This window comes from Pseudoalteromonas sp. S2893 (assembly GCF_005887105.1).
GTDB lineage: Bacteria > Pseudomonadota > Gammaproteobacteria > Enterobacterales > Alteromonadaceae > Pseudoalteromonas > Pseudoalteromonas atlantica.
In genome coordinates this window covers 115,429-141,965 of record NZ_PNCY01000001.1, presented here as the reverse complement: position 1 = coordinate 141,965, position 26,537 = coordinate 115,429, and the positions used below count along the sequence as shown (strand labels likewise).

20 protein-coding genes are annotated in these 26,537 nt (G+C 40.8%); 8 read left to right on the top strand and 12 right to left on the bottom strand.

Annotated features, from left to right (window positions below; translation table 11 throughout):
• Positions 1-188 precede the first annotated feature (188 nt).
• The 4 genes from thrC to CWC04_RS00640 all read right to left on the bottom strand — a co-directional run bounded on the left by thrC (position 189) and on the right by CWC04_RS00640 (position 5,444).
• Positions 189-1,472 (bottom strand): threonine synthase, encoded by a 1,284-nt coding sequence (gene thrC / locus CWC04_RS00655; protein WP_004586859.1) that lies wholly within the window; start codon positions 1,470-1,472, stop codon positions 189-191.
• Between the two features lie 11 nt (positions 1,473-1,483).
• Complete coding sequence (thrB, locus tag CWC04_RS00650) at positions 1,484-2,419, bottom strand: homoserine kinase (RefSeq protein ID WP_029773773.1); 936 nt, start codon at positions 2,417-2,419, stop codon at positions 1,484-1,486.
• Positions 2,420-2,428: 9 nt separating this feature from the next.
• Entirely contained in the window at positions 2,429-4,846 is a 2,418-nt protein-coding gene (thrA, locus tag CWC04_RS00645; RefSeq protein ID WP_138684370.1) for a bifunctional aspartate kinase/homoserine dehydrogenase I, read from the bottom strand.
• 229 nt (positions 4,847-5,075) lie between these two features.
• Positions 5,076-5,444 carry a response regulator gene (locus CWC04_RS00640; protein ID WP_024031682.1) on the bottom strand — a complete coding sequence of 123 codons (369 nt, stop codon included), beginning with the start codon at positions 5,442-5,444 and terminating at the stop codon, positions 5,076-5,078.
• 372 nt (positions 5,445-5,816) lie between these two features.
• On the opposite strand from CWC04_RS00640, the gene CWC04_RS00635 reads away from it, so the two are divergent.
• Together CWC04_RS00635 and rdgC are read left to right on the top strand one after the other, a co-directional pair.
• Positions 5,817-7,574 (top strand): sensor histidine kinase, encoded by a 1,758-nt coding sequence (locus CWC04_RS00635; RefSeq protein ID WP_138684369.1) that lies wholly within the window; start codon positions 5,817-5,819, stop codon positions 7,572-7,574.
• An 83-nt stretch (positions 7,575-7,657) separates the two neighbouring features.
• Positions 7,658-8,566 carry a recombination-associated protein RdgC gene (gene rdgC / locus CWC04_RS00630; protein ID WP_004586854.1) on the top strand — a complete coding sequence of 303 codons (909 nt, stop codon included), beginning with the start codon at positions 7,658-7,660 and terminating at the stop codon, positions 8,564-8,566.
• Between the two features lie 82 nt (positions 8,567-8,648).
• Here rdgC and CWC04_RS00625 read toward each other — a convergent pair whose 3' ends face one another.
• Positions 8,649-9,488 (bottom strand): HDOD domain-containing protein, encoded by an 840-nt coding sequence (locus CWC04_RS00625; RefSeq protein ID WP_096740057.1) that lies wholly within the window; start codon positions 9,486-9,488, stop codon positions 8,649-8,651.
• Between the two features lie 275 nt (positions 9,489-9,763).
• Between CWC04_RS00625 and CWC04_RS00620 the strand changes: the two genes are divergently transcribed.
• Positions 9,764-11,464: a DUF8614 domain-containing protein gene (locus tag CWC04_RS00620; RefSeq protein WP_138684368.1), complete on the top strand. Its 1,701-nt coding sequence runs from the start codon at positions 9,764-9,766 to the stop codon at positions 11,462-11,464.
• A gap of 44 nt (positions 11,465-11,508) precedes the next feature.
• Here CWC04_RS00620 and CWC04_RS00615 read toward each other — a convergent pair whose 3' ends face one another.
• Positions 11,509-11,913: an HIT domain-containing protein gene (locus tag CWC04_RS00615; protein WP_004586851.1), complete on the bottom strand. Its 405-nt coding sequence runs from the start codon at positions 11,911-11,913 to the stop codon at positions 11,509-11,511.
• Positions 11,914-12,025: 112 nt separating this feature from the next.
• Between CWC04_RS00615 and CWC04_RS00610 the strand changes: the two genes are divergently transcribed.
• Complete coding sequence (locus CWC04_RS00610) at positions 12,026-14,251, top strand: S9 family peptidase (RefSeq protein ID WP_004586850.1); 2,226 nt, start codon at positions 12,026-12,028, stop codon at positions 14,249-14,251.
• Between the two features lie 143 nt (positions 14,252-14,394).
• On the top strand, positions 14,395-16,032 hold the full coding sequence (locus CWC04_RS00605; protein ID WP_138684367.1) for a methyl-accepting chemotaxis protein: 1,638 nt from the start codon (positions 14,395-14,397) through the stop codon (positions 16,030-16,032).
• Positions 16,033-16,084: 52 nt separating this feature from the next.
• Here CWC04_RS00605 and CWC04_RS00600 read toward each other — a convergent pair whose 3' ends face one another.
• The gene (locus CWC04_RS00600; RefSeq protein ID WP_138684366.1) at positions 16,085-17,620 is read right to left on the bottom strand and encodes a M17 family metallopeptidase; all 1,536 of its coding nucleotides are present in this window, start codon (positions 17,618-17,620) and stop codon (positions 16,085-16,087) included.
• A 238-nt stretch (positions 17,621-17,858) separates the two neighbouring features.
• Positions 17,859-18,911 carry a DNA polymerase IV gene (dinB, locus tag CWC04_RS00595; RefSeq protein ID WP_024031675.1) on the bottom strand — a complete coding sequence of 351 codons (1,053 nt, stop codon included), beginning with the start codon at positions 18,909-18,911 and terminating at the stop codon, positions 17,859-17,861.
• Between the two features lie 473 nt (positions 18,912-19,384).
• Here dinB and CWC04_RS00590 point away from each other — a divergent pair, with 473 nt between their 5' ends.
• The 3 genes from CWC04_RS00590 to CWC04_RS00580 all read left to right on the top strand — a co-directional run bounded on the left by CWC04_RS00590 (position 19,385) and on the right by CWC04_RS00580 (position 21,959).
• A complete protein-coding gene (locus CWC04_RS00590; protein WP_004588512.1) occupies positions 19,385-19,807 on the top strand; it encodes an acyl-CoA thioesterase in 423 nt (140 codons plus the stop codon).
• A 67-nt stretch (positions 19,808-19,874) separates the two neighbouring features.
• Positions 19,875-20,927, top strand: coding sequence for an aldo/keto reductase (locus CWC04_RS00585; protein ID WP_138684365.1), 1,053 nt, complete (start codon positions 19,875-19,877; stop codon positions 20,925-20,927).
• A 153-nt stretch (positions 20,928-21,080) separates the two neighbouring features.
• The gene (locus CWC04_RS00580) at positions 21,081-21,959 is read left to right on the top strand and encodes an ABC transporter substrate-binding protein (RefSeq protein WP_138684364.1); all 879 of its coding nucleotides are present in this window, start codon (positions 21,081-21,083) and stop codon (positions 21,957-21,959) included.
• On the opposite strand, the gene CWC04_RS00575 is transcribed toward CWC04_RS00580, so the two are convergent.
• The 4 genes from CWC04_RS00575 to CWC04_RS00560 all read right to left on the bottom strand — a co-directional run bounded on the left by CWC04_RS00575 (position 21,916) and on the right by CWC04_RS00560 (position 26,524).
• Positions 21,916-22,530 (bottom strand): fumarylacetoacetate hydrolase family protein, encoded by a 615-nt coding sequence (locus tag CWC04_RS00575; RefSeq protein WP_138684363.1) that lies wholly within the window; start codon positions 22,528-22,530, stop codon positions 21,916-21,918. The two genes, CWC04_RS00580 and CWC04_RS00575, sit on opposite strands and share 44 nt — an antisense overlap.
• A gap of 15 nt (positions 22,531-22,545) precedes the next feature.
• A complete protein-coding gene (locus CWC04_RS00570) occupies positions 22,546-24,516 on the bottom strand; it encodes an ATP-binding response regulator (protein WP_138684377.1) in 1,971 nt (656 codons plus the stop codon).
• A 61-nt stretch (positions 24,517-24,577) separates the two neighbouring features.
• Positions 24,578-25,039: a response regulator gene (locus CWC04_RS00565; RefSeq protein ID WP_024031669.1), complete on the bottom strand. Its 462-nt coding sequence runs from the start codon at positions 25,037-25,039 to the stop codon at positions 24,578-24,580.
• The gene (locus CWC04_RS00560) at positions 25,040-26,524 is read right to left on the bottom strand and encodes a sensor histidine kinase (protein WP_138684362.1); all 1,485 of its coding nucleotides are present in this window, start codon (positions 26,522-26,524) and stop codon (positions 25,040-25,042) included.
• Between the last annotated feature and the right edge of the window lie 13 nt (positions 26,525-26,537).

Genomic DNA, 26,537 nt, shown 5'->3' with positions numbered 1-26,537 from the left:
GTTGAGGATATTTAAACAGGGATTGAATCTATTTCACAGCGTTTTTAAGATGATATTTTTTTATAAATGCATTAATAATTTAAATGATTTTTATTTTTTACATTTAATTAGTTAATGATAAATACTTTATTTAGCGCGTTCAAAATACAAAAAAAGCGGCCAAAGCCGCTTTTTTAACGCTAAGTTAGTTAGCCTAACTTAGCGAGTATTTCAGTGCGTAACGCTTCATAATCAGGGTTAATGTCGCTTGCTAAACAAGGTTTAGCAAGTGCGTCGCTAAGTGGTTTTGGCATATCAAGTTCAATATTTAGAATCTCTTCTACGCTATCTTTAAACTTAGCAGGGTGAGCAGTTGCCAAAAAGATACCTGCTGCGCCGGGTGCTTTATTCTCTACAAGACCTTGGTATGCAATGGCGGTATGCGGCTCTGCAACATAACCAGTTTGTTGAATATTTTTCATCACTGCTTGCGTATTTTCTTCGCTCACGCTGGTTGAGTAAAAATTATCGTAGCTAAACCAGTTATTATCTAACATTGTTTGCACACGTGGCCAGTTATTTGGCTTGCTTACATCCATCGCATTTGAAAGCGACTCAAGTGTGGCATTTGGCGCCCAATTTTTATCAAGCATGTAACGTGGCACGGTGTCGTTTTGATTTGTAGTCGCGCTTAGTTTACCCACCGGCAAACCAATTACAGCACCGATCATGGCGGCACATACATTACCAAAGTTACCACTAGGGACTGAAATATGCGCTGTAGCACGCTTTTCTTTTGGTAGTTGAGCAATGGCTTCAAAGTAATAACATACTTGTGCCACTAGGCGGCTAATGTTGATTGAGTTAGCTGAATTAAGGCCAAGTGTAGATTTAACTTCGTCATCTAAAAATGACTTTTTAACCAGCTCTTGGCAATCATCAAAACTGCCATCAACCGCGTAACAATGAATGTTGTTCCCAAGCGTAGTAAATAGCTTTTGCTGAGCAAGCGAAATTTTGCCTTTAGGGTATAGAATAACCACATCTATGTTTGGCTTGTTGTAAAACGCATGTGCTACAGCAGCGCCAGTATCGCCAGAGGTTGCCGTTAAAATCGTGACTTTTTCGCCTTGATTAAACTGTGCTAAACACTCAGCCATAAAGCGCCCGCCAAAGTCTTTAAACGCAAGCGTAGGGCCATGAAAAAGCTCTAAACAATAGTTATTGTCTTCAACCTCTACCAATTTTACGGGGAAGTTAAATGCATTTTTAACCATTTGAGCAACGGTATCAGCGGGTAATTCATCACCAATAAGGTGCGATAAAATTTTGCTACTGCGGGTAACAAAGTCCATATCTAATAACGCATCTACATCGGCGAGTGGCGCTAAGCTTTCAGGGAAAAATACCCCCTGATTACGCCCAAGCCCTGTTTTTACCGCTTCAACAAACGACACTTTTTGAGAATTTTCTTTTAAATTATGTAATTGCATAAATGCCTATCCTATAAAACTGTTAATTGACGCGTGCCGTCGTTATCTAATTTACAAATGTGGCAAAAGCCCTGCTCATTTATATAGTTTTGCGCTAACCACTGCGCACATTTTTCAGCAGCTTCTAATGTTTTACACACTGTAAATAACGTAGGGCCTGCACCTGAAATACTGACAATTTCTGCACCAAGCGCTGGCAAATTTGCTTTCGCTTCGCTAAACCCTGTTATTAACGGCGCTCGGTAAGGCTCTGCTATATCGTCTTGCATAATGCTCAGTGCATCATCAAAACGCTGCGTTAATAACAAGCTGCTAAATGCCGATAAACGCTGTGCAAACTCAACCCCTGCATGCATGCTTAGCTCTTTAGGTAATACCGAGCGTGCCTTTGCGGTATTAAGCGAAAATCCAGGAAACGCAGCTACGTAGTACCAGTTTTCATCAACTGGTAGCGCAATTGACTTATCAGGAATTAAATCGCCTGTAAGCTGTAAGCCCCCTAAATAACACGGGGTGATATTGTCATAATGACGCCCGCCACTGACTATCGCTTCAAAATCAGCCATTAATTCAATCAGCTCAACTTGGCTTAAATTGGTTTGAGCAAACTTATCAAGCGCAGCAAAGGTTGCTACCACCGAGCACGCACTCGAACCTAGCCCTGAGCCAATTGGTAAATTCTTTTTAAGCTCTAATTTTACACTTGGCATATCTGGCGCAACGTGCGCTCTAAAATGCACTAAACATTGATATGCTAGGTTTTCGCTCGCATCGCTTGGTAACTTATGCGCATATTCGCCAGAGCAAACAAACTCATCACTTGCTGCGGCGCTTACTACGGCTACATCACCTAATAAGCTGCCATCAATAGGCGCAAGCGCTGCACCAAGTGCATCAAAGCCCACTGCAAAATTACCTATAGACGCCGGAGCATATACTTCTATCATAATGCTCTCCTAGCGCGATAATGTTTTTAATACGTCGGCAAATACGCCTGCAGCGGTTACCGCAGAGCCTGCACCGTAGCCACGAATTACAAACGGGCGTGGTTGATAATATTGGCTTAAAATAGCTAATGCGTTTTCACCATCACGAATTACATTTAATGCATGCGATGAATCGACCGCTTCAATACCTACTTTACAGTGACCTTCTTTAATTGTACCTACATAACGCAGTACCTTGCCCTCTGCTGCCGCACTTTGAATACGGTCGTTAAACTCAGCGTCTAAACTTGGCAGTTTAGCCATAAATTCATTTACGCTGTCGCCTTGTGCAAAACCTTGTGGTAATACCGACTCAACTTCAATATCGCTAAGCTCTAATTTCATGCCGGCTTCGCGAGCAATAATAAGTAATTTACGTGCTACATCGGTACCCGATAAATCATCACGTGGGTCTGGCTCTGTAAAACCGCTTTCTTTTGCTTTAATGGTTGCCTCAGAAAGTGATAAACCATCTTCTAGTGCACCAAACATGTACGACAGTGAGCCTGATAAAATACCGCTAAACTCAAGTAACTCATCACCTGCACCAAATAACGACTGTAGGTTATCGATTACCGGTAAGCCTGCACCTACGTTTGTTTCGTATAAAAACTTGCGATTATTTTTTTGTGTTGCTGCAATTAAGTCTTGGTAATAATCATACGAGCTGGTTGTTGCTTTTTTATTAGCGGCAACCACATGGAAGCCCGCATTTAAAAAATCCACATACTGAGCTGCTAGCGCATCAGAAGACGTACAATCTACAAGCACGGGGTTTACTAAGTGATTTTGTTTTACAAACTGCTCAACTAAATTTAAATCAAACGCTTGCTCTGATGCTGTAAGCTTTTGCTGCCAGTCATCAAATGCAATACCTTCGCTGTCTAAATGCAATTGACGAGAATTGGCAACGCCATATAGGTTTAACTTAATATTACGTTTTTCAAGCCACGCTTGCTGGCGCTCTAACTGAGAAATAAGCTCTTGGCCTACTAAGCCACAGCCAAGTAAAAATACGTCAATTGAAGGGACGTGCGTAAAAAAGTTTTCATGGCATATTTTCACTGCATCGTTACACAGCTCGCCATCAATAACCGCCGAAATAGCACTTTCTGTAGAATCCTGCGCAATGGCTACAATGTTTACTTGGGCCTGTGCAAGAGAAGCAAAAAACTGTGCTGCTAAACCTTTGTGTGCGCGCATGTTATCGCCCACTAAAGTGACAATGGCAAGGTTACGTTGTACTTGTACCGGCTCAATTAAGCCTGCTTGTAATTCAAGTTCAAATGCACTTTGCAAGGCTTCTAGCGCGAGCGCTAAATCGCTTTCGTGCACACAAAAGCTAATGCTAAATTCACACGATGATTGAGTAATTAATACTATCGATACGTTATCGTGCGCAAGAGCATTAAACACCTTAGAGGCCATGCCCACTTTACCTTTCATGCCAGGGCCTGACACGGTAAGCATTGCTAAGTCTTGCAAGCTAGAAAGCGCTTTTACTGGCTCATCAGATGAATAGTCGTTACCAATTAATGACCCCTGAGCATCTGGGTTATGGGTATTTTTAATTTCGCACGGTACGCCCGCTTTCGCGCACGGTAGAATGGTTTTAGGATGAAGTACTTTAGCGCCAAAGTAAGAAAGCTCCATCGCTTCTTTATAAGATAAGAAATCAACTTTAGTTGCTTTTTTGATGTAGCGCGGATCAGCACTGTACACACCATCAACATCAGTCCAAATTTGGCAAATTTCAGCATCTAAACACGCCGCTGCAATAGCTGCCGAGTAATCAGAGCCATTACGACCAAGTGTAGTAAGTTCGCCTTGCTCGTTGCTTGCTGTAAAGCCTGGCATAATGTAAATGGTGGCTGGGTTTTCTTTAAGTACTGCTTGAAAGCGTGCTTTACTCGTTACTAAGTCGGCCTCAGCATCAATGTAGCCACCAGTAGAGGCAACACAACGCGTTGCTTCAAGGTATTGTGCATTGTGCGAGCTTAATAAACTTTGCATTAGCGATACGCTAACACGCTCACCAAAACTAATTACAAAAGCACGAATTTGATCTGGGCAACACTTGATAAGCGCCACACCATCTAGCTTATTTTTAAGCTCATTAAAATCTGGCCAGTTTGTTACTTCGCCACTGCTTTTTTCTACTTCTGCTTTTAATGTCTCGCATCGGCTTAGTAAAGATTGCCATTGCTGAGAAAAATCTTGACCTTGCTCAGCGGCACTGGCCAGCGCAACTAATGAATCAGTCATACCTCCGGGTGCAGAAAGTACCAGTAACATTTCATCTTTTAACTGTGCTTTTACCAGCAAAGCTACTTGTTGCAAACAGGCAAAGTCGGCAAGCGAAGAGCCTCCAAATTTTAAAACGCGCATTATTTATGTTCCTCATCCCATAAAACGAAAAAAGGCCTGTGTTCTTAGTGAACACAGGCCTTTAAATTTGTTGCACCGACCTATGCCACTATCCAGTAAGAATGGTGGTTGTAATAATAATGGTCAGTGCGCGATTATTTGTTTTCATAGAGCTAAGACTGCCTTAACAAAGGCTATGCTGTCAACCCCAAATTAAAAGATAAAACAGCCTTTTTGAACATGAAAAAACCTAATGAATGCCAAATTTATGCAAAACTTCACTTAAAGCCGATTTATTAATAGGTTTATTTATAAAGTCGATAGCACCAAGCTGCGCGACTTTTTGCTTCATTTGTTGTTGTATATCAGCGGAGATCACCAGTACAAAACACTCTATTTTTTCTGCCTTAATGCGCTCCAGCACTTGTACGCCGTCAACTTCTGGCATGGTTAAGTCTAAACACAAAAGATCAAATTGCTGCAAGCGTAAAAGCGCCAACGCATCGGCCCCGTTTGCGGCTTGTTGAATGTCGGCACTCACGCACTCATTTAAACAACGCACAACTTGTTTGCGTGCAACAGTGGAGTCATCACACACTAATATAGAAAATTTCATCATGTTAACTACTAAAATAACCTTCTAAAAATTATAAAAACGAGCCGTCCGTTGGTTTTTGCTATTCTAACACGTTCCTAAAACTCTAACACTTTGCTTGTTCGCATAATGTAATACTGTAACCTTACAATAAAACGTCAAACATTATTAATAATTGCCTTAGCTGCCTATTAAAAATCATCGTTTTTGTAATCTCAGTAGGCATTAAAATTAATTTAAATCAGTTTAGTGCACTATTATTAAAACAAAACGACTCAATAGCTGGGCTATCTCTTTAAAATATAAATTTTTTATTTATTTTTAAGGTTTTATTGACTAACTTTTAAGTTAGAAATTGCAACTTAGATATAATTACACCGGATGAGTAAATCCCATATGTTACAAAAAAGCCTTTCTAAGAAATTGTTAACTAATGTTTTATCAGTGTATTTTTTGCTTACCTTTGTGGTGACATGTGGACAGGTGCTTGCAGAATTTGTAAATACTAAAGACTACATTCGTGATGAGCTAAGTACGCTACAAAAAACCTTTAGCCGAAGCTTAACACGCGCAATTTGGGAACTAAATACAAAGCAAACAATTACAACCGCAGAAGGCTTACTTGCTATACCTATGGTGGAGGGCATTATAGTGCGCGACGACAGCGGTGAAATTATTTCGCAGCTGGGGCGCTCTTTGGATATACACAAACTTTATAACCAACAACTCGTACAAGAGGAAGTCATTATAGAGGACACCAAATCGGGTCTCTTTGGTTATACCTTTCCCCTAATTTTTGAATTTTCTGGGCGCGCTACTCAAGTAGGTGATGTGACCTTGTTCTCTAGCCGCGATGTGGTATTTAGCCGAATAATGGTATCTATTTACTTTTTAATTGGTAACGCCATGATCAAAACCACCTTTTTGATCATTCTGTTTTTAATGGCATTTAGAAAGCTGCTCACCGACCCCTTAAACGAGTTAACCGATCAAATAGAAAACTTAGAACTTGATGACTTAGAAGGTCAACACATAGACATTGAGACCGAAGAGCATAACGAGCTAAACGTTATGGAGCAGTCTTTTAATAACTTAATTGATAAAGTAGTTCAATACAGAAAGGAGCTTGAGCACACCCAACGTGAGTTGATTGTTAGTAACGAAAAGCTCGACCAGCACAATATACAGCTTGAGCAAGATGTTGCCCGTAAAACGTCAAACTTAAGCCAAGCTATGATGGATTTACAACAGCAAAAGTACGAACTAGAAAAACAAAAGCTGGTACTAACCGAAGAAGTTGATTTACGCAGACATACCGAAGAAGAATTATTAACTAAACAAAAAGAGCTTGAACGCTACCTAGACGAGCTAAGCCTTGCACAAGAGCGCTTAGTAGGCACCGAAAAAATGGCTGCTCTAGGCGGATTAGTCGCCGGTATTACACACGACATAAATACACCTATTGGGATTGGTGTAACTGCTATATCGTTTTTACAAGAGCGTTTAAACACGTTAGAAAATGCCTACAAAGAAAAAACGTTATCGCCCAAAGCATTAGAAGAGTTTATAAACGAAGCCAAGCAAAGCACGACCTTGCTTACAACCAACCTTGATAGAGCCTCTGAGCTTATTGCCAGCTTTAAACAAATAGCGGTAGACCAAGCCAGTGAAGCTGTAAGAACAATTAACTTTAAAGATTATTTAAACGAAGTAATTTTATCGCTCCACCCTAAACTTAAAAAAACCAAGCACACCATAAATTTACAGTGTCCGGATGATTTAGTTCTTAATCTGCCTGCAGGGGCAATTAGCCAAATTTTTACCAACTTAATTATGAACTCAATTATTCATGGTTTTGATAATATTGCGCAGGGCAATATTGATATAAATATTAGCGCCGATGACACACTCCTTATTATTGACTACACCGATAACGGTAATGGCGTAACGAAAGAGCAATTAGCCAAATTGTTTGACCCATTTTTTACTACAAAACGCGACCAAGGCGGCAGTGGGTTAGGCACACACATAACCTTTAACTTAGTTAAGCAAACGCTTAGCGGCTCAATAGAGGCAAGCAGTGAGCCTGGCAAAGGGCTTCATTACCATATTGAGTTTCCTAAAAACATGCCAAAGCCATTATTTAATCAATAACGGCTTTGCTTAAAATCAGCCATTTCGAGAACCCCATTTTATTGCTATGATTGAGCAAATTTAAAAGATGGAAAAGTTACCTTATGTGGTTTAGTAACCTGATTTGTTATCGCTTTAAGCAAGATGTTTCGTACACTCAAGAAGAGTTTGAAAAAGCGTTAGAACAAGATGTATTTCGCCCTTGTGGCTCTCAAGACCTTTCTACATTTGGTTGGACAAAAGCATTTGGTAAGCATGGTGACTCGCTGGCGCATTTTTCACAAAAAAGCATTTTAGTGTGTGCCAAACGTGAAGAAAAAGTGCTGCCTGCATCTGTTGTTAATGAAATGGTTGCCGAAAAAGTAGATCAAATAGAAGCGGAAGAAAACCGCCCTGTTAAAAAGAAAGAAAAAGACGAGTTAAAAGAAAACATTTTAACTACCTTATTACCTCAAGCGTTTAAAAAATCGAGCCTACAGTTTGCTTTTATTGACCAAGAAAACGGCTGGGTTGTAGTAAACAGCGGCAGTTTTAATAAAGCAGAAGAGCTACTTGCATTGCTGCGTAAGTCTCTGGGCACATTACCGGTAGTACCTGCTTTTGCAAACTACGACCTAGATGTATTTTTAACTGATTGGTTAACTAACTTCAGCACCCCAGAAAACTTTGCTATAGGTTTTGATGCTGAGCTAGAAGAAGCCGATGACAGTGGCGCGCAGGTTAAACTAAAAGGTCATGATTTATCGTGTGATGAAGTTAAATCGCACCTAGAAAATGGTAAACGCGTGACCAAACTTGCACTTGATTGGCAAGAACGCCTGAAGTTTATGCTGCAAAACGATGGCTCTATCAAGCGTTTAAGCTACTCAGAAACTTTAAAAGAAGAAAACGCCGATATTCCTAAAGAAGATATGGCGGTTAAATTAGATGCTGACTTTATTTTAGCCTCAGAAGAAATCAAGCTACTGCTTGAAGAGCTGACGGCCGGTTTGGGTGATGCAGAAGATTTATAAAACGCTAAAATTATAAGCGCTATTAAAACCAAAAAAAGCACGACTAAGTCGTGCTTTTTGCTTTTACCTTTATAACTACTAATTAGCTAAATGTGTCTTTTACATTTTCAAGCATGTCGTTGTATTCGTCACTTGAAAATAACTGCATAGAAGGAATAACGCCTTTATCTATGTAGGTTTGTAAAGCCGCTGATTTATCAGAAACCTGTAAAGTCCCCTCTAAAATAGCGCCAATACGAATAAAATCAACATACCCAATCTCTTCAGGGCGATACGTAGGGTCGGCCCAATGTCTAGCCACATTTACAAATTCAGGTGGAAACTCCCACGCTCCCATAATTGAACCACCAATTTTACCACTGAGCTTTTGAATTGCATGCGCTAAAAAGCTTGGGTTAGCAAACACCTCTGGGTGGCGCTCAGCTTCGGTTAAAATAGGCAGTACACCAATGTTATATACCAACGACGCCAACGTAATAGAGTCACTATTTAACGATGTACGTTTATTATTTTGTAAATAAAACGCCATAAGCGTTATTGAGTGCCCCGCCACATTTAGCGTTTTTTGCCACGCTTTACTCATGTAGCCTTTTATTAGCTCATTATTAGAAACAAACAGCTGCTCCATTGCCATTGCAGTTGCTATATTTTTAATTTGGCGTAAACCAATGCGCGTAACCGCTTGCTGTAAGTTAGACACTTTTACCGCTCGGCCCATAATTGCACTGTTAGCCACTTTAATCATTCGCGCTGAAAGAGCCGGGTCTTGCCCAATCACGTCTGACATTTGCATTAGGTTTACATCAGGGTTATCGGCCGCTTGGCGCACTTTAATTGCAACTTCAGGTAGCGTAGGTAAAACCAAAGTGTCGTTATTGATTCTATCAACCAAAATCGTTAATAGTGCATTTTCTGTAGACATAGAACTGTCATCCTTTTGTTTCTGGGCCGCAATGCAACTGCTAACCTCGGATAAAATGAGTAATACAATGAGTATTATCTAACTTACCGATAAAGTTAAGAAAATTATATAAATTAATTGTTATTATCGCCTGTAGGCGCGGTACACCGCCAAACACTTGCTATTTACCATTTAGTTTTGCTTTAATGCAGTCACTATAAGGAAACGTTTGTACGCGCTAGCAATTAAATTTAAGCGTACAAATAATTAAACTTACTTTTTTAACAGGCAATCAAATGATCTTAAACAAAATTAGCCAAGCAATTTTACTCTCAGGCGTCGTTTTTCTTAGTGCATGCTCAGAGCAAGCCCCCTCTTCGACCGAAGCCACAGGTGTAGAACTTGCTCAAAAAAGTGCCGCGCAAGCTGGCCCAGATTTAATTAATATTGATAAACAACGTTTAGAAATTTACACCGACTTTAGCCTAGAAGCCGACCTATCTCATTTAAGTGAGAATCAAAAAGCCATGGTTGCTAAGCTTATCGATGCCTCTAAAATTATGGACGAGCTATTTTGGAAGCAGGCTTTTGGCGATAATAAAGACGCTTTTTTAGCAAAGCTAAGTGATGAAAAAGTACGTAAATTTGCTGATATTAACTACGGCCCTTGGGATCGTTTAAATGGTGACGAACCGTTTTTATCAGGCTACAAAGAAAAAGCCCTTGGCGCACAATTCTACCCAGCCGACATAACAAAAGAAGAGCTAAATAACGCCGACGTAGAAGATAAAAAAGGCCTTTACTCATTAATTAAACGTGATGAGCAAGGTAACCTTTACAGCGTGCCTTACTCAAAAGAATACGCTGAGGAGTTAGCTAAAGCAGCAGATTTATTACGTGAAGCCAGTAAGCTTGCCGATGATAAAGAATTTGCCAATTACTTAAACCTACGTGCTGATGCACTACAAAAAGATGATTTTCAGGGTTCTGATTTTGCCTGGATGGACATGAAAAATAACCCCGTTGATGTGGTTATTGGCCCAATTGAAACCTACGAAGATCAACTCTTTGGCTACCGCTCTGCTTATGAGTCGTATGTACTAATTAAAGATTTAAAATGGAGCGAGCGCCTAGCTAAATTTGCAGCCTTTTTACCAGAGCTTCAAAAAGGTCTACCGGTAGATGCTAAATATAAGCAAGAAGTGCCAGGCTCAGACGCCGATTTAAATGCTTACGATGTGGTTTACTATGCAGGTCACTCAAATGCGGGCAGTAAAACGATTGCCATTAACTTACCAAACGATGAGCAAGTACAGCTTGAAAAAGGCACTCGTCGCCTGCAGCTTAAAAACGCAATGCGTGCAAAATTTGATAAAATTTTAGTGCCAATTGCTGAGCAGTTAATTGTACCTGAGCAACGTAAGCATATTACCTTTAACGCCTTTTTTGCCAATACCATGTTTCACGAAGTGGCTCATGGCCTAGGTATTAAAAACACCATTACAAATAAAGGCACTGTGCGCCAATCATTACAAGAGCACGCAAGTGCACTTGAAGAAGGTAAAGCCGATATTTTAGGTTTATACATGGTTGAGCAGTTACTTAAAAAAGGCGAAATTACCGAAGGCACATTAGAAGATTACTACACCACCTTTATGGCGGGTATTTTCCGCTCAGTACGTTTTGGTGCATCAAGCGCACATGGTAAAGCCAACATGATCCGCTTTAACTTTTTTGCACAAGAAGGCGCTTTTTCTAAAAATGAAGAGGGCTTATACCGTGTAAATATGGAAAAAATGGGCGTGGCTATGGCTAAGCTGTCGCGCTTAATTTTAACATTACAAGGTGACGGCGATTACGAAAAAGTAGATCAACTAATTGCCACTCATGGCGGAATTAAAGAAGAGCTGGCTAAAGACTTAGAAAAACTAAGCCAAGCAAATATTCCGGTTGATGTAACCTTTAAACAAGGTAAAGACGTGTTAGGCCTTAACTAACCCAACACGTAATACTTTGTAATACTTTAATAAAGCGCTGTAGTTTATAACTGCAGCGCTTTTTTTAGCGCTATTATTTGCTCATCTGTGTATGGTTTTGCAGGAAACTTACCCCACACAGGTGCAGGCCACGCAGCATCAGTTGTAAAACGTGCAATATGATGAATATGTAATTGCGGCACCATATTACCCAAAGCGGCCACGTTTAATTTATCAGGGCTAAACACTTGCATAATAAGCTTGCTGAGTTTGGCCGACTCTTTTAAATATACAATTTGATCGGCATCAGATAAATCGATGATCTCTTTTAAATTAGGTTTTCTGGGCACCAATACAAACCAAGGGTATTGGCTGTCGTTAAGTAATAGCACCTTACATAAAGGCCAATCTGCCAGTTCTATACAATCGCGCTTAAGCTCTGGGGCGAGTTCAAAAGTGTGGTTCGTCATCGTCACATCCTAGTTAGTCTTTAATAATGGCCACTTTATAGCATTTATTTGCAGTTGCACACGCTTAGCTTTACCATTTAATACAATATTTATAATAAGCTAAGGCAACCTTGTGCTAAAAAAAATAAAACACTTAACCCTCGCACTACCGCTAGCTGTTGGCGCACTAAGCGTACAAGCAAAACCATTATCGCTAGAGCGTATTTTTGATGATCCGAGCTTGTCGGGTAAAGCTCCCGTACAACTTAAGTTTTCACCAGACGGTAGCCGCGTAACTTACCTGCAAGGTAAAACCGATGACTACAACCGTTATGATTTATGGGAATACAACTTAAAAGATAACACCAACAGAATACTGGTTGATTCTGCAAAGCTATTTTCAGGCCCAGAAAACCTCTCTGATGAGGAAAAAGCACGCCGCGAACGCCAACGTATTTTTGGTAAAGGTATTTTAGAGTATAAATGGTCTAAAGATGGCAAAGCCCTGTTATTCCCACTCAATGGTGACCTGTATTATTACGAGCTTGCATCTGGTAAAAGTAAAAAACTTACCAATACAGAAGCGTTTGAAACCGATGCCCGTTTTTCTCCTAAAGGTAACTATGTATCGTTTATTCGCGAGCAAAACCTTTACGCTTTAGCACTTGATTCAGGTAAAGAAATACAACTGAGCAAAGATGGCGGTGGCGTTATTAAAAACGGCATGGCCGAATTTGTAGCACAAGAAGAAATGAGCCGGATGACTGGCTACTGGTGGGCTGGCGATGAATCTAAAATTGCATTCACTCGCGTAGATGAAACCCCAGTAAAAGAAGCCATCCGTAACGAAATTTATGCAGACGAAGTAAAGCTATTTAATCAACGTTACCCCTTTACAGGCACCGACAACGTTGAGATTCAACTTGGCGTTGTGTCTTTAAATAATCAAAACGTTGACTGGGTTGATTTAGGCGACGATAAAGACATTTACATTGCACGTGCTAAATGGCTAAAAGACAGCACTACCCTTTCGTATCAATGGCAAAATCGCTCACAACATAAGTTAGAACTACGCTTTTACAATAGCGATACTAAAACGCAAAAAGTAGCGTTAACAGAAAACAGCGATACGTGGATCAATTTAAACTTTGATCTGCATTTCTTAAAAGACAAAAAGCATTTTGTATGGGCTTCTGAGCGCGATGGTTTTAAACACCTTTATTTGTACCGCACTAACGGCCAGCTAATTCGACAAATCACCTCAGGAGACTGGGTTGTTGATAGCTTAAAAGGCGTAGATGAGAAAAAAGGCATAGTGTATTTTGCAGGACGTAAAGACACCCCGCTTGAAAGCCATTTATACAGCGCACCACTGTTTAAAAAAGGCAATATTAAGCGCATCACCGAACAAGGCCAATACCACAAAGTGGTAATGGCTAAAGACAGCAAAACGTTTATTGATAATAGCTCATCGGTAAACAAGCCTAACTCGGCGGCACTACGTAAAGTAAATGGCGAATTTATCACATGGCTTGAACAAAATAAGCTTGATGATAGCCACCCATTAACACCTTATTTAAGTGATTTAGCAACTCCAGAGTACGGCACAATTAAAGCTGAAGATGGCCAAGTAATGCATTACCGCTTGTTTAAACCAAGTAATATTGCAGACGGTAAAAAGCACCCAGTAATTGTTAATGTATACGGCGGCCCGCATGCACAACGCGTAACAAATAGCTGGCGCAGCAAAAACTTGTACTTTCAATACATGGCGCAACAAGGCTATGTTATTTTTCAGCTCGATAACCGAGGCTCATACAACCGTGGTAAAAAGTTTGAAGACGCTATTTACAAACACTTAGGTGTTGTAGAAGTAGCTGATCAAATTAAAGGCGTTGAGTTTTTACGCACGCTTGATTACGTAGACCCACAACGCATTGGTATTTATGGCCACAGTTATGGCGGATACATGGCCCTAATGACCATGTTTAAAGCGGGCGATTACTTTCAAGCCGGTGTATCGGGTGCACCAGTTACCGACTGGGCACTTTACGACACCCATTACACTGAGCGCTACCTTGGTCATCCAAAAACCAATGCCAAAGGCTACGAAGACAGCGCCGTATTCCCATACGCTGATGGCTTAAAAGGCCCGTTAATGATTTACCATGGCATGGCCGATGACAACGTGTTATTTACCCACGCCACTAAATTATTTAAACAACTACAAGATAACGAAAAACAGTTTGAAATGATGACCTACCCAGGCTCAAAACACAGCTTACGCGGTAAACAGGTGCAAACACATTTACACCAAACCATTACAAACTTCTTTAATCGACATTTTGATGTTAAATAATCAGATGACGACTAAATAGACTAAAGGCTGATTGAAAAATCAGCCTTTTTTTTGTCTTAATAAGTTAGTGAGCCTAGATTAAACGCTTTTTTTAGCTACGCTTATTCTATGCGCTAAGGCGTACACTAATTGAGGACAAATTAATGCTTAACCTACGTAGTTTCAGTATTTTTCAACGTTTTTTACTGTTAATAGCCATTGTTGTATTTGGCCTAATAGTACTTAGTATATCTAGCCTAACTCATCAATATAGCTCACTCAAAAACGAGCAATATCTAAAAACCCAAAATGTAGTAGAAACGGCATACAGTGTTATTGAGCATTACCACCAGCTTGAACAAAACAATACACTCACACAAGCGCAGGCTCAATCACAAGCACTGGCCGCTATAAAAGCGCTGCGCTATGACAAAACAAATTACTTTTGGGTAAACAACTACCAGCCCAAAATGGTAATGCACCCAATAAAGCCTGCGCTTAACGGTAAAGACTTAAGTAATAATAAAGACCCCGACGGCAAAGCACTTTTTGTAGAAATGGTGAACATTGTAAAACAACAAAAAGAAGGTTTTATACCTTATAAATGGCCAAAACCAGGAAAAGATCAGCCGGTAGATAAAGTCGCATTTGTAAAAGGTTTTAGCCCGTGGCAATGGATTATTGGCTCAGGCGTATACCTAGATTCAATAGATGAAGCATTTAGCGAGCAGCGTAACCTCATCATAATTAGCGCCCTAGTTATGATTATTGCTGTCATTTTATTAAGTTACTTTATTGGTAAAAGTATACTCACGCCTACTCGTCTTGCCGCAGATATGATGAAAAACATATCGCAAGGTGAAGGTGACTTAACACGTACGCTAAGCGAATCGGGCAATGATGAAATATCAGAGCTGTCACGCTCTTTTAATTTATTTGTTTTAAAAATGCGCGAGTCGTTAGTACATGTATCGCACAGTGCTGATGATGTAAGCAAACACGCTCATACGGTGGATGAGTCAAGTAAAACAAGCCACTCCTTCATTGAACTACAAAACGACAGTTCCACACAAGTAGCCGCCGCCATGGAGCAAATGACGCACCAAATTCATGATGTGAGTCGCAATGCCGAAGCCGCTGAACAAGCAGCCAATGATGCAGCGCACAATGCCTCAACCGGTAAAAACGTGGTAGCGAATACCATTACCGCCATAGAAACACTCTCAAGTAATATAGAGACAGTGAGCCAAGTAACTGAAGATTTAGCAAACGAAAGTAACAATATAGGCTCTGTGCTTGATGTGATCAGAAGTATATCGGAGCAAACAAACTTACTTGCACTCAACGCTGCTATAGAAGCGGCTCGTGCAGGCGAGCACGGCAGAGGGTTTGCAGTTGTTGCCGATGAAGTGCGCACATTAGCCAGCAGAACCGGGCAAAGCACAGATGAAATTCAAGCCATGATCACTAAATTACAAGAAGGCGCTAAAGCGGCTGTAGAGGCGGTAAAATCAAGCCAAGCACTGTCGGTGACGACGGTAGAGCAGGTTTCATCTGCCGATACATCGCTCAATGAAATAGAAAGGCTGGTATCTATAATTACCGACATGAACAGCCAAATAGCACGTGCCACCGAGCAGCAAACACAAGCTGCTGACGAGGTTAATTTACGTATTAACGAGCTATCTCAATCAACCGAGCAATCACTAAATAATACAAAGCAACTTACCGATGCCAGCGATAACCTTAAACAAAGTAGCCAAGGGCTTTCGAGCGTGGTTAATCGCTTTAAATTAAAATAATTAAAAAAAGCCCTGAATTAACAGGGCTTTTTATTACATAAGCGTTTTTAACTTACAAACAGTAGCGTGCAAATAAGCTGGTTACTGATGCTGCGGTTGGCTTACCGTGCTGCCAATCACCGCCTTCAACACCACTACCAGCAATGTCCATATGTACATAAGGAAGCGGCTGCTCAGAGTCGTTACCGTGTTTATCAAGCCCACCAACAACGGCTAAAAACGCCATAGGGAATTGATGCCCACGGGCTGTAACAGCAGAGGCCGCATTATTGCTTGATAAAACATCATCAGCGAGAGTACGCGGTTTGATAAAGTCGTAATCTTCACGGCGAGAGCGAGAAACCTCAGCTGCATCTGCCCATAAATCACCACAATCCGCTATTTGACGAGAGGTATTAGCGCTACGTGCAGGTCCGTTTTCAACATACGCTCCGTAAGGGCCCATAGCACGTGCCGCATGGCCTGTAAGGGTTGCTACGGTGAACAGTGTTGGATTAACTTCGCCTTTAGCTACATCTTTCATTTCGCTAAGTAGGTCACCCATAGCTAAACGCCCTTCTGCATCGGTGTTACCAATGCGTACACGTACGCCTTCACGGCTAGTGATAATTTCATCTGGTACAAAACAATCAGAGCCAATTGAATTACGAACCACAGCTAGGTAAGAAATAACTTTAACGCCTTTAGGTTGGTAATCTGCCACGGCTTTCATAAAGCCCGCAACGGATGCAGCCCCGCCTTTATCGCGGCTCATACCTGCCATGTAACCGCCTACTTTTAAATCGGCGCCGCCGGTATCGTAAACTAAGCCTTTACCAACAAACATTAGCGTGCGCGTTACTTCACCTTCTGGCACGTATTCTAGCTTTACAACACGTGGGTGGTGGCGCTCAACCGCATAAGATGCGCGAGCAACGGTGCTAAGCATAGGGTAGTTTTTATCTATCGTGTTAATATCGTCAATCACATCAACCGCTACTTTAGAGCCTTTAAAAAGCTCAACACAGTAATCGGCAAAACGTGGTGGCGCCATACGTTCAGGCTCAGTACCGCATAAGTCACGTGCTGCATATTGCCCTGCTGCAATTGCATTTACAGCTTTAACTGTTTGCTCATTTGCATCTATTAAACCTATTTGCGTAATAGGCTCAATGCTTTCGCCGTGGTATTCGCGCGCCTCTAAAGGTTGCCATAAGGCTTGGCATGCGCCTAAATACGCCACTTCTAATGCATGCTGGTAACGCGCATCTGTATGTAATTTTGGTAAGTAAATAGCAGGGTTTACACTACCCGCGGCTTTTGCTTCGTTAATCGCTAGCTTAGCGGCATCAAAATAGCGTCTTACATCATCGTAATCGCGGTTAAGCGGCCCCGTAGGTGCTAAAACAACGCGTACATTATCAACCACTAAAAACGTAACTTGTTTACCAATACGAGAATCTACTTTAGCGTGTGATTCGATAGCATCACTTAATGAGTTATTGGCTAATTGAGAAAAGTCATCACTAATTATAATAAGTGCATCGTGAGAAAATGAGTCAAAGCTTGCACTAAGTGATTGTGCAGCTATCGCTTGAGGATATGCCATAAGTAAAACTCCTGTTAGAAAACATAAGGGGCTATTATCGTTGATATAAAAACACAAAACCAGCCAACTGCGATCAGCTCATTTTAATCTGGCAACTTGGTTTTACAGCTAACTAATGTGACTCCATATTTTAAGAAGAAATTAACAACCACTATATAGTTTTTAGTAATGGTAGCCCCTGCTTACTCTATGTTTAAATTACTTTGCTAAAGTACTCTAAATTGCAAAAAGCATGTAGTTAATCAAGAATACTCAGTTGCAGATTTAAATTAGGTTCATTTTTAACACCCACTCCAATACCTAATAAACGCACTGGTTGCTGCATCCCGCGTTGATACGCCTTAGAGAGTAATTCAGTAAAAATAGCAGTATTTAATTGATGATGAGCTTGATCCGCTGAGGTAACAACAAAGTTTGCAAACTTCACTTTTACACTTAGCTTATTAATACGATTTTGTAGCTGTTGCTTATTAAGGCGCGCTGTTAGCTCTTCCAGTAATTTAGGTAACTGATCTAAACATTCTTGTAAGCTATTTTTATTGTATTCATAGGTGTGTTCAACACTAAGGGATTTACGCACTCGCTCAGTGGTTACTTTACCAATATATTCGCCAGCACATTTTTGATAAAGCGATACACCAAAATTCCCCACATGCTGCTGCATCCAATTAACGCCTTTCTCGCGAACGTCTTTACCTGTGTATAACCCCTTTAAATTAAGCTTTTCGAGGGTTACTTTGCCCACACCAGGGATTTTACCCAGCGGTAAATTATTTAAAAACGCATCAACTTCATCCGGCAAAACCACAAATTGGCCATTGGGTTTATTTTCGTCACTGGCTATTTTGGCAATAAACTTAATGGGGGCAACTCCGGCAGAGGCAGTAAGGCCGGTATCGTTATAAATATCTGCTCTAATTTGCTGAGCAATAAGCGTTGCGCTGCCTTTGCATGCGGTGCTGTTAGTTACATCTAGGTAAGCTTCATCAAGCGACAGCGGCTCTATTTGGTCGGTGTAGCGTTTAAATACAGCGCGTATTTGGTTAGAAATTTCTTTATAAACCGCCATGCGCCCAGGCACAATAACTAAATCGGGGCATAATTGCTTAGCGTGGTAATTAGACATAGCCGAGCGAACACCATATTCGCGCGCTATATAATTTGCTGTAGAGAGCACACCACGACGGCTATTGCCACCAATCGCTAAAGGCACACTGGCAAGTTTGGGGTTATCGCGCATTTCAACCGCTGCATAAAAGCAGTCCATGTCGATATGAATAAACTTTTTCATTACCACATAACAACTGTTTATTTATACAGCCATTATTAAGGATTCACTTTCATTAAGCAAGTCCATTAAAGCCTGTTTAGCTTGCTAAAGTTAAAGCGCTACTAGGTGTCGCGCGTTAAACCGCGCAAGCTTTAAACCGCTTTTTTAAAACGGCTGCTTAAAGCGCTTTGATTTTTTAAAGCAATGTAGCCAAAAAACAAACTCCAATAAAAACCCCGCAGCTAAAAGCATTATGCCGCCGGAGGCATTACCCATTGCATAGCAAGCAAAAGACGCTATAAAAACTAAACTGGCTAAAGCCCAATTAATTATATTTTGCATGTGTGTTCTCGTGTGTGTTGTCTGTGTTATTTAACTGTAGTCCTAAAAATAAATAGGTACAATCATCTTATAAAAAAACATGGCATTTATTGTCTTGAGCTACAAACACCATATTGATAACCTCATTCATTTAAAACTAAGAGTACACATACATGCAAAGGTTCAAAGATCAGCACCCTATTCATACCGATATCACCGTAGCATGGGCCGATATGGACGCCCTACAACATGTTAACAACGTGGTGTACTTGCGTTATTTTGAAATTGCGCGTATCGATTTTCTAAATAAAATAAATCAGTTTGATACGATAAAACCAGGTGGAATAGGCCCGGTCATTAGTGAAAACAATATTCGCTATAAACGTCCAGTGACCTTCCCAGATACCTTAACCGTAGGTATTACTATTTCAGATATAAAAAGCGACCGTTTTATGATGAATTACTCTGTATTTAGCCATGCTCAGCAAGCTATTACTACCACAGGCTATTCTCAAGTTGTTATGTTTGACTTTAAAACAGGACAAAAAGCGGCGATTTCAGAGCCATTACTATCGGCGCTACACCAATTCGCTTAATTAGGTTTTATTGCGAATTGATATTAATTATCCACTCTCAAGATCTTACATAATTTAAGGATTTTAAATGCAATACAGTCCGTTAGGCAGCAGCGGTGTTGATGTTTCTAGAGTATGCTTAGGCAGCATGACTTGGGGTAAACAAAATACCCAACAAGACGCCGATGAGCAAATAGCTTATGCCTTGGCACAAGGCGTTAATTTTATAGATACTGCCGAAATGTATGCCGTTCCTCCTTCACCAGAGACCTACGGTAAAACAGAGCAAATTATAGGTAACTGGCTAAGTCGCAATGCGCAAAAGCGCAGTGATATTGTATTGGCGAGTAAAATTGCAGGCAATGGCTTGTCGTGGGTACGAGATGGCGGCGATATAACACGCAGCGCTGTCATTGAGGCCGTAGATAACTCGCTTAAACGCCTACAAACCGACTACATAGATTTATACCAATTGCATTGGCCTAATCGCTCTACCCCACATTTTGGCAGGCAGTGGCCAGGTAAACTCACTTTTAGTGACGTAGATACTGAGCAACAACAAGCGGGTATGCTTGATATTTTAGAGGGCCTTAATGAGTGTGTTAAAGCCGGAAAAATAAAATATTGTGGCCTTTCAGATGACACCCCATGGGGCATTAGCCAATTTTTAAATTTAGCAAAAGTGCATAACTTACCGCGTATGGTGTCTATTCAAAACGAATTTAGCCTAGCGCACGCTAAAGATTGGCCTTATTTAATTGAGCAGTGTATCCATGAAGACATTGCTTATTTACCTTGGTCGCCGCTTGCTGCTGGCCTGCTAACGGGTAAATACCTAAACGGCGCACGCCCAGCGGGCTCGCGTTGGACATTTATGCAGCGCAATGGCATTTTTAGAGATACCCCTAACGCGCAAAAAGCCACGCAGCGTTATGTAGAGCTTGCACATGCAAGCGGCATAACCCCAGCCCAATTGGCTCTTGCTTGGTGTAATCAAGTCGATGGCGTTACCTCGTCAATTATTGGTGCGACCAGCATGGCCCAATTAAAAGAAGACATTGACGCTTTTAGCATAACTTTAAGCGACGACACTCTAACTGAAATTGGCACTATTTTTAAAGATTACCCGCAGCCATATTAAACCAAAATAATAGGCAGTTTTTTTACTGCCTTTTTCTCTCTTACATTTGAACATATACAAAGTAAAACTATACTAAAGTTAACTTAAATGGATTATTTTTAGTGAGTTATGCTTAGAAATGTAATTTTATTCTTTGGTGTCCTAGGTGGTTTAATGCGTTACGGGTACGCTGACAATACTCACCCAATTAAAGAAATTGTATGGCTACAAAGTTACACGCCCCCCTTTCATATGGATAAAGATTCGCATGCGCCGCAAGGTGGTATTTGCGACAACCTCACCGAGCAACTAATTAACAGCATTGATGATGTAAAACATACACGACTAATCGTGCCGCAAGAGCGAATTAATAAGCACTTAAATGAAGGCGATAATGTATGCTTTCCGTGTGTTATTCATAAAAAAACGGCCAATGGGGTGTTACAGTTTTCTACCCCCACCACGGTTTACCCGCCTTTTTCGGTTTTAACCACTCAAAAACTTGCTCCAGAAATACACGCTAAGTATGGCAGCCCTATTAAACTTATTCATTTATTGTCAGACGAGCAATATGTGTATGGTCAAGCCGCGGCGCGCAAGTTTACTTCAAAAATTAATAAAATAATCGAAAACACCACGGTGTATCATAAAGCATCGCTAAGCTGGAGCAGCGAGAATGAAAGCCAAGCTGTTATTGCTCGCTTAAGTCGCGGCTTTTTAGATTACACAATAGACTACCCGTTTATGAGGGATTATTTTGTCAACCACAGTAAGTTTAAAAATATAGTCAGTTTACCAATTGAAGAAGACCCTAGAAAGTTTGTTTTAGGGGCTATAGGGTGTGCAGTAAGAGCACCGAATGATTTTGCTACCAAGGCGCTTAATAAAATAAATAAAGCGCTACATAAGCAGGTATTGCAATCGCCTGCTTATATAAATAGTCAGCGCTTTTGGTTAGAGCAAAGTTTTCCGCAGTTTACTAAGCATTACCAACAGCAAATACTTAATCCTATTGTGCCTGCCAACTTTGCGATAACAAGCAGGTCGAATTAGCATACAAGCTTACTGTAAATACGCTGTTTGCAGGCACTTCCCCTACGCCTGCAGGCGTTCCTGTCATTATTACATCGCCATTTTCTAAGTGCATAAACTCATTAATTTCACTTAAAATATCTTTAGGCTTGTGTATCATAAATTGCGTATCGCCTTGTTGAATAACGTTATCGTTAATTTTAAGCTCAAACGTAAACGCCTGCTCAGCATCCGCTATAGCGACAAAGGGCGTTAATAATACCGAGCCGTTAAACGCCTTGGCGCGCTCCCACGGTAACCCTTTATTTTTAAGCTTACTTTGCACGGTACGTTTAGTTAAATCCAACCCTAAACCTACGCCTGCCAACTCATTATTTTTAATAACAAAACACAGCTCGGCTTCATAGTGCAGTGTGTCGTTATTGTGCGTAGCAAATAAGGTAGACGAAAGCGCACTGTTCGGTTTATTAAACAATACCATTTGATCTGGTAGCTCATTATTAAGCTCAGCAATATGCGCGGTGTAATTACGCCCAACGCATACTACTTTAGAGGGCGTTAATAACTCACTTTCTAGTTTTATCGACTGCATAAAATAACTTCTAAATTACGAGCTGATCAAGGTTTCTAATAAGCTCAGATTAATCGGTTTCAAAAGTACATGATTAATATTTAAATCTTTGATCTGCTTAGGATCGGGCTCTGCACCACTAACAATCACCAAGCTTAAGTCAGGGTAACGTTCGTTAATTTGCTTACCTAAATCGACACCACGCCCGTCAGGTAAGTGCATATCTAGCAAAACCTTATTAAATTGTTGGTCATGATTGAGGGTTTGTAAACACTGTGCACACGTTGAGGTAATAACGGTTTCTACCCCTAAACTTTCTAGCAACAACTGCGTAATTTGCGCTGCATCTTGGTCGTCCTCAACCAATAAAAAGCGCTGCTTTTTCTCTATTACAGCTTTGTCGCTGTGAATGTTTTTAGCTTGAGGCGCATGCTCTGGCGATACTAAGTAATCTTGTAAGCATTGATACAAAGAAGAGCTATCAACGGGCTTTGGTATTACATCGTTAAAGCCAAGGGCTGCCAGCTCTTCATGTATGCCTTTCATAGTGGCGGCAGTAAGCGCAATAATTGGGCCTGTGTAGCCCATTTTTCTAAGCTCTATTGTGGCTTCTTTACCACCCATTACAGGCATATGTATATCAATAAAAATAATATCATAAGGCGAGCGATACGCTTGTGCAATTCTTACTTTTTCAAGCGCTTGCTGGCCATGCTCGGCGTAGTCTACGCGCGCACCACATGTGCTAATCATATGACCAACTAACATGCGTAAATCGCGTAAATCATCAACCACTAATACGCGGCCAGTCACTTTGCATGGCGCTGATTTTGTCTGTAATTGCGAGCCACTACTAAAGTTTAATACTTGGCGTTCTACTTCGCTTATATCACCTGGGTACACCGAAATAGTAAAGGTAGAGCCTTCCCCCATTCTAGAGGTTAAATCAATACTGCCGTGCATACGCGTTAATAGCTCGGCACAAATAGCAAGGCCTAAGCCTGCTCCGCCAACAGAGCGCGATTCTACATCGGCTATTTGCTCAAAGGGTTTAAAAATTAATGCTTGTTTTTCAGGGGCAATCCCCATGCCTGAGTCTTTAATACTAAAAAATAGCATTTCTTGGCCTTCAACCCACTCGGTCCAGGCACTAACCACTATTTCGCCCTTTTCGGTAAATTTAACCGCATTATTGATTAAGTTAATGAGTATTTGGCGTACGCGGGTGGCATCTACTCTAACAATAAGAGGTAAAGGCTGTAGAGACTCAAAGCGAAGCTTTAAACCTTTATCAAGCACAGATACACGCATTAAGGTGTAAACATCAGCCAGCATGCTATCTAAGTTTACTTCACTTAAGGTGAGCTCTAATTTGTCGGCAGCAATTTTAGATAAATCGAGCACGTCGTTTAACAAGCTCAGCAAGTGCTTACCGTTTCGGTAAATAACCCCTAATTCGTTTTCGGCCTGTTTGCTAAAGTCGCTTTGTAGCAGTAACTCTGTATAACCTAATATAGATGAAAGCGGGGTACGTAATTCGTGGCTTAAGTGGGCTAAAAATCTGTCTTTTGAGCGGTTCTCTGCCTCGGCTTTTAAACGCTCTACTCGCTCGCCTTCAACATCTTTACGCGCTAAAGCATAACGTATAGCGCGAGCAAACCGGCTCGAACTCATTTCTGTTTTTATAAGGTAATCTACCGCGCCGGCATCAAGTGCTGCAGAGTCTAATTCATCATTAGATTGCCCCGTAAGCATAATAATTGGCCCGCTAAATCCATTAGCAATGGCCTTTTTTAATACACTTAGCCCATTTGAGGCGCCTAATCGATAATCAAGCAAACAAATATCGTGATCGTTTTTACTTAAAATGCTTATTGCTTGCTCAGGAGAGCTTATCCATTCTATGTCAAATGTATGTGAATCTAACTGATCTAAGTAGTCGCAAGTGAGAATGTAATCATCTTCATCGTCTTCTACTAAAAGTAAGCGAGTCACTTTATCTAACATACTACCTCCTTTTAATTGCATTTAATAAGCCCCTAATTAGGGGCTTAATGTTGCTACTTATTTAGTCGTTAAACGTTGTCGGCAGCTCTACAAATTCTACCCAGTATTTTCCTAGGGTTTTCATTAAATCAACCAAGCCATCAAATGTTACCGGTTTAGTAATATAAGAGGCCGCTCCTAAGTTATAACCTTTAACCATGTCTTCTTCTTGCTTAGAGGTGGTTAAAATAACAACCGGTATGCCTTTAAGGTTTGGGTTTGCCTTAATGGCCTCAAGTGCTTCACGGCCATCCATACGTGGCATATTTAAATCAAGCAAAATCAACCCTGGGCGTGGCGATGAATTTTTATCTTCAAACTTACCTTTGCGCTCTAAGTACTCTAATAATTCAACCCCATCTTCCACAAAATGCAGCTCGTTTAATACACGGCTTTCGGCTAGCGCATCTTGCGTGAGTAGGCGATCATCCTCGTCATCATCTGCCATTAATATTGTAATAGGTTTCACTTTTGAATACGGCATCTAAGCCTCTCCTTGAAGTGTGAAAAGCGTTGTTTCCACAGGTAATTTTATTATGAAGGTTGCCCCTTCACCGTCTTTACTATGAGCGGTAATTATCCCACCATGCCGCTCAACTATACGCCTACAAACTGAAAGCCCAATCCCTGTGCCTTTATATTCCGAACGCCCATGCAGGCGCTGAAATGGTACAAATATTTTATCAGCATACTCTTGTGAGAAACCAATACCATTATCTTTTATGGTAATAATTTGCCAACCCACTTTCTCGTTGTGCTCTTCACTAAACTCGTCTTTGTGCTCGTACATTACGCTTATGTGTGGCTCAATACCTGGTTTTCTAAACTTAACAGCATTAGACAGTAAGTTTAAAAACAACTGCTGCATTTGGCTTTTATCGGCTTGTATAACCGGTAGTTCGCCCACCTCTACTTGCGCATTGCTTTCTTTAATGGCAACTTCTAAATCACTTAAAATGTCGTTAACTACGCCTTTTAAGTCAGTGTCATCAAAGTCTTTACCTCGCGTTGTTACCCGCGAAAATTCTAGCAAGTCGTTAATAAGGTTAGACATACGTTGCGCTGCATTTTTCATACGGCCTATATAATCTATGCCTTTTTCGCCCAGTTCATCTTTAAACATGGTTTCTAGGCGGTCACTAAATGCTTGAATTTTTCGAAGTGGTTCTTGTAAATCATGGCTGGCAACAAACGCAAACTCTTCAAGCTCACGGTTTGAGCGGCTAAGCTCATCTGAATATAAGGTCAGCTCTTGGGTACGCTCAGACACTTTAGTTGCAAGTGTTTCGTTTTGTATTTCAAGCTCCTCACGGTATTTAGCCGCGTTTCTTAAGTTTAGCCGGGTTAATAAAAACATACCTATTATTAAAAGCGCACTAGTAACCGCTGTAATAGCAAAGGTGATTTTTGCTTCATTTTTTATTTGTGCCAGCTTAGAAAAATGGCTCACCTTAAACAGTAATTCTCGGTCTTGAATATCATTAACTTTAACGCGAATATCTTTGTATAGCTCTCGCCCTCTGTGCGTATTTAATACATATAACGCACGGCGCTCTTTGTCATTCGTAGCCAGCTTAACCGTTTGTTTAAGCTCTTTAATTTTAGCTTCTGTTAACACTAATAGCTCAGCAATTCGCTCAGCTTGGCCCTCAATTTCAGAGTGTAGAGACTTTACATGCTCCATTTGCGATTCTATTTGCCCTATCGCATCGTAATAAGGCATTAAGTAGTCTTCTTCTTCGGTGAGTAAGTAGCCGCGCTGGCCAGACTCTGCCTGCACAATTGATAAGTGAAGACGGTCAATACCATCGGCTAATAAGCTGGTGTTATCCAAGCTTTTTTGGGTTTGCGTTAATCCCTGAATAGTACTTAATGCCAAAACTGCATTGCCAACAACAATACACAGTACTATTGCGATAAAAGCGGCCCACGTTATATTCGTTTTACCCTGCTGCTTTTGCTTACTCATTATGTGTAAATAC

Excerpts from the sequence above, each read along its gene's own strand:
- thrB (WP_029773773.1), bottom strand. The coding sequence starts at position 2,419 with ATGATAGAAGTATATGCTCCGGCGTCTATAGGTAATTTTGCAGTGGGC.
- CWC04_RS00635 (WP_138684369.1), top strand. The coding sequence starts at position 5,817 with ATGTTACAAAAAAGCCTTTCTAAGAAATTGTTAACTAATGTTTTATCA.
- dinB (WP_024031675.1), bottom strand. The coding sequence starts at position 18,911 with ATGAAAAAGTTTATTCATATCGACATGGACTGCTTTTATGCAGCGGTT.
- CWC04_RS00600 (WP_138684366.1), bottom strand. The coding sequence starts at position 17,620 with ATGGCATATCCTCAAGCGATAGCTGCACAATCACTTAGTGCAAGCTTT.
- CWC04_RS00625 (WP_096740057.1), bottom strand. The coding sequence starts at position 9,488 with ATGTCTACAGAAAATGCACTATTAACGATTTTGGTTGATAGAATCAAT.
- CWC04_RS00605 (WP_138684367.1), top strand. The coding sequence starts at position 14,395 with ATGCTTAACCTACGTAGTTTCAGTATTTTTCAACGTTTTTTACTGTTA.
- CWC04_RS00565 (WP_024031669.1), bottom strand. The coding sequence starts at position 25,039 with ATGCCGTATTCAAAAGTGAAACCTATTACAATATTAATGGCAGATGAT.
- CWC04_RS00580 (WP_138684364.1), top strand. The coding sequence starts at position 21,081 with ATGCGTTACGGGTACGCTGACAATACTCACCCAATTAAAGAAATTGTA.
- CWC04_RS00585 (WP_138684365.1), top strand. The coding sequence starts at position 19,875 with ATGCAATACAGTCCGTTAGGCAGCAGCGGTGTTGATGTTTCTAGAGTA.
- CWC04_RS00620 (WP_138684368.1), top strand. The coding sequence starts at position 9,764 with ATGATCTTAAACAAAATTAGCCAAGCAATTTTACTCTCAGGCGTCGTT.
- CWC04_RS00570 (WP_138684377.1), bottom strand. The coding sequence starts at position 24,516 with ATGTTAGATAAAGTGACTCGCTTACTTTTAGTAGAAGACGATGAAGAT.
- thrC (WP_004586859.1), bottom strand. The coding sequence starts at position 1,472 with ATGCAATTACATAATTTAAAAGAAAATTCTCAAAAAGTGTCGTTTGTT.
- rdgC (WP_004586854.1), top strand. The coding sequence starts at position 7,658 with ATGTGGTTTAGTAACCTGATTTGTTATCGCTTTAAGCAAGATGTTTCG.
- CWC04_RS00560 (WP_138684362.1), bottom strand. The coding sequence starts at position 26,524 with ATGAGTAAGCAAAAGCAGCAGGGTAAAACGAATATAACGTGGGCCGCT.
- CWC04_RS00640 (WP_024031682.1), bottom strand. The coding sequence starts at position 5,444 with ATGATGAAATTTTCTATATTAGTGTGTGATGACTCCACTGTTGCACGC.
- thrA (WP_138684370.1), bottom strand. The coding sequence starts at position 4,846 with ATGCGCGTTTTAAAATTTGGAGGCTCTTCGCTTGCCGACTTTGCCTGT.
- CWC04_RS00590 (WP_004588512.1), top strand. The coding sequence starts at position 19,385 with ATGCAAAGGTTCAAAGATCAGCACCCTATTCATACCGATATCACCGTA.
- CWC04_RS00575 (WP_138684363.1), bottom strand. The coding sequence starts at position 22,530 with ATGCAGTCGATAAAACTAGAAAGTGAGTTATTAACGCCCTCTAAAGTA.
- CWC04_RS00615 (WP_004586851.1), bottom strand. The coding sequence starts at position 11,913 with ATGACGAACCACACTTTTGAACTCGCCCCAGAGCTTAAGCGCGATTGT.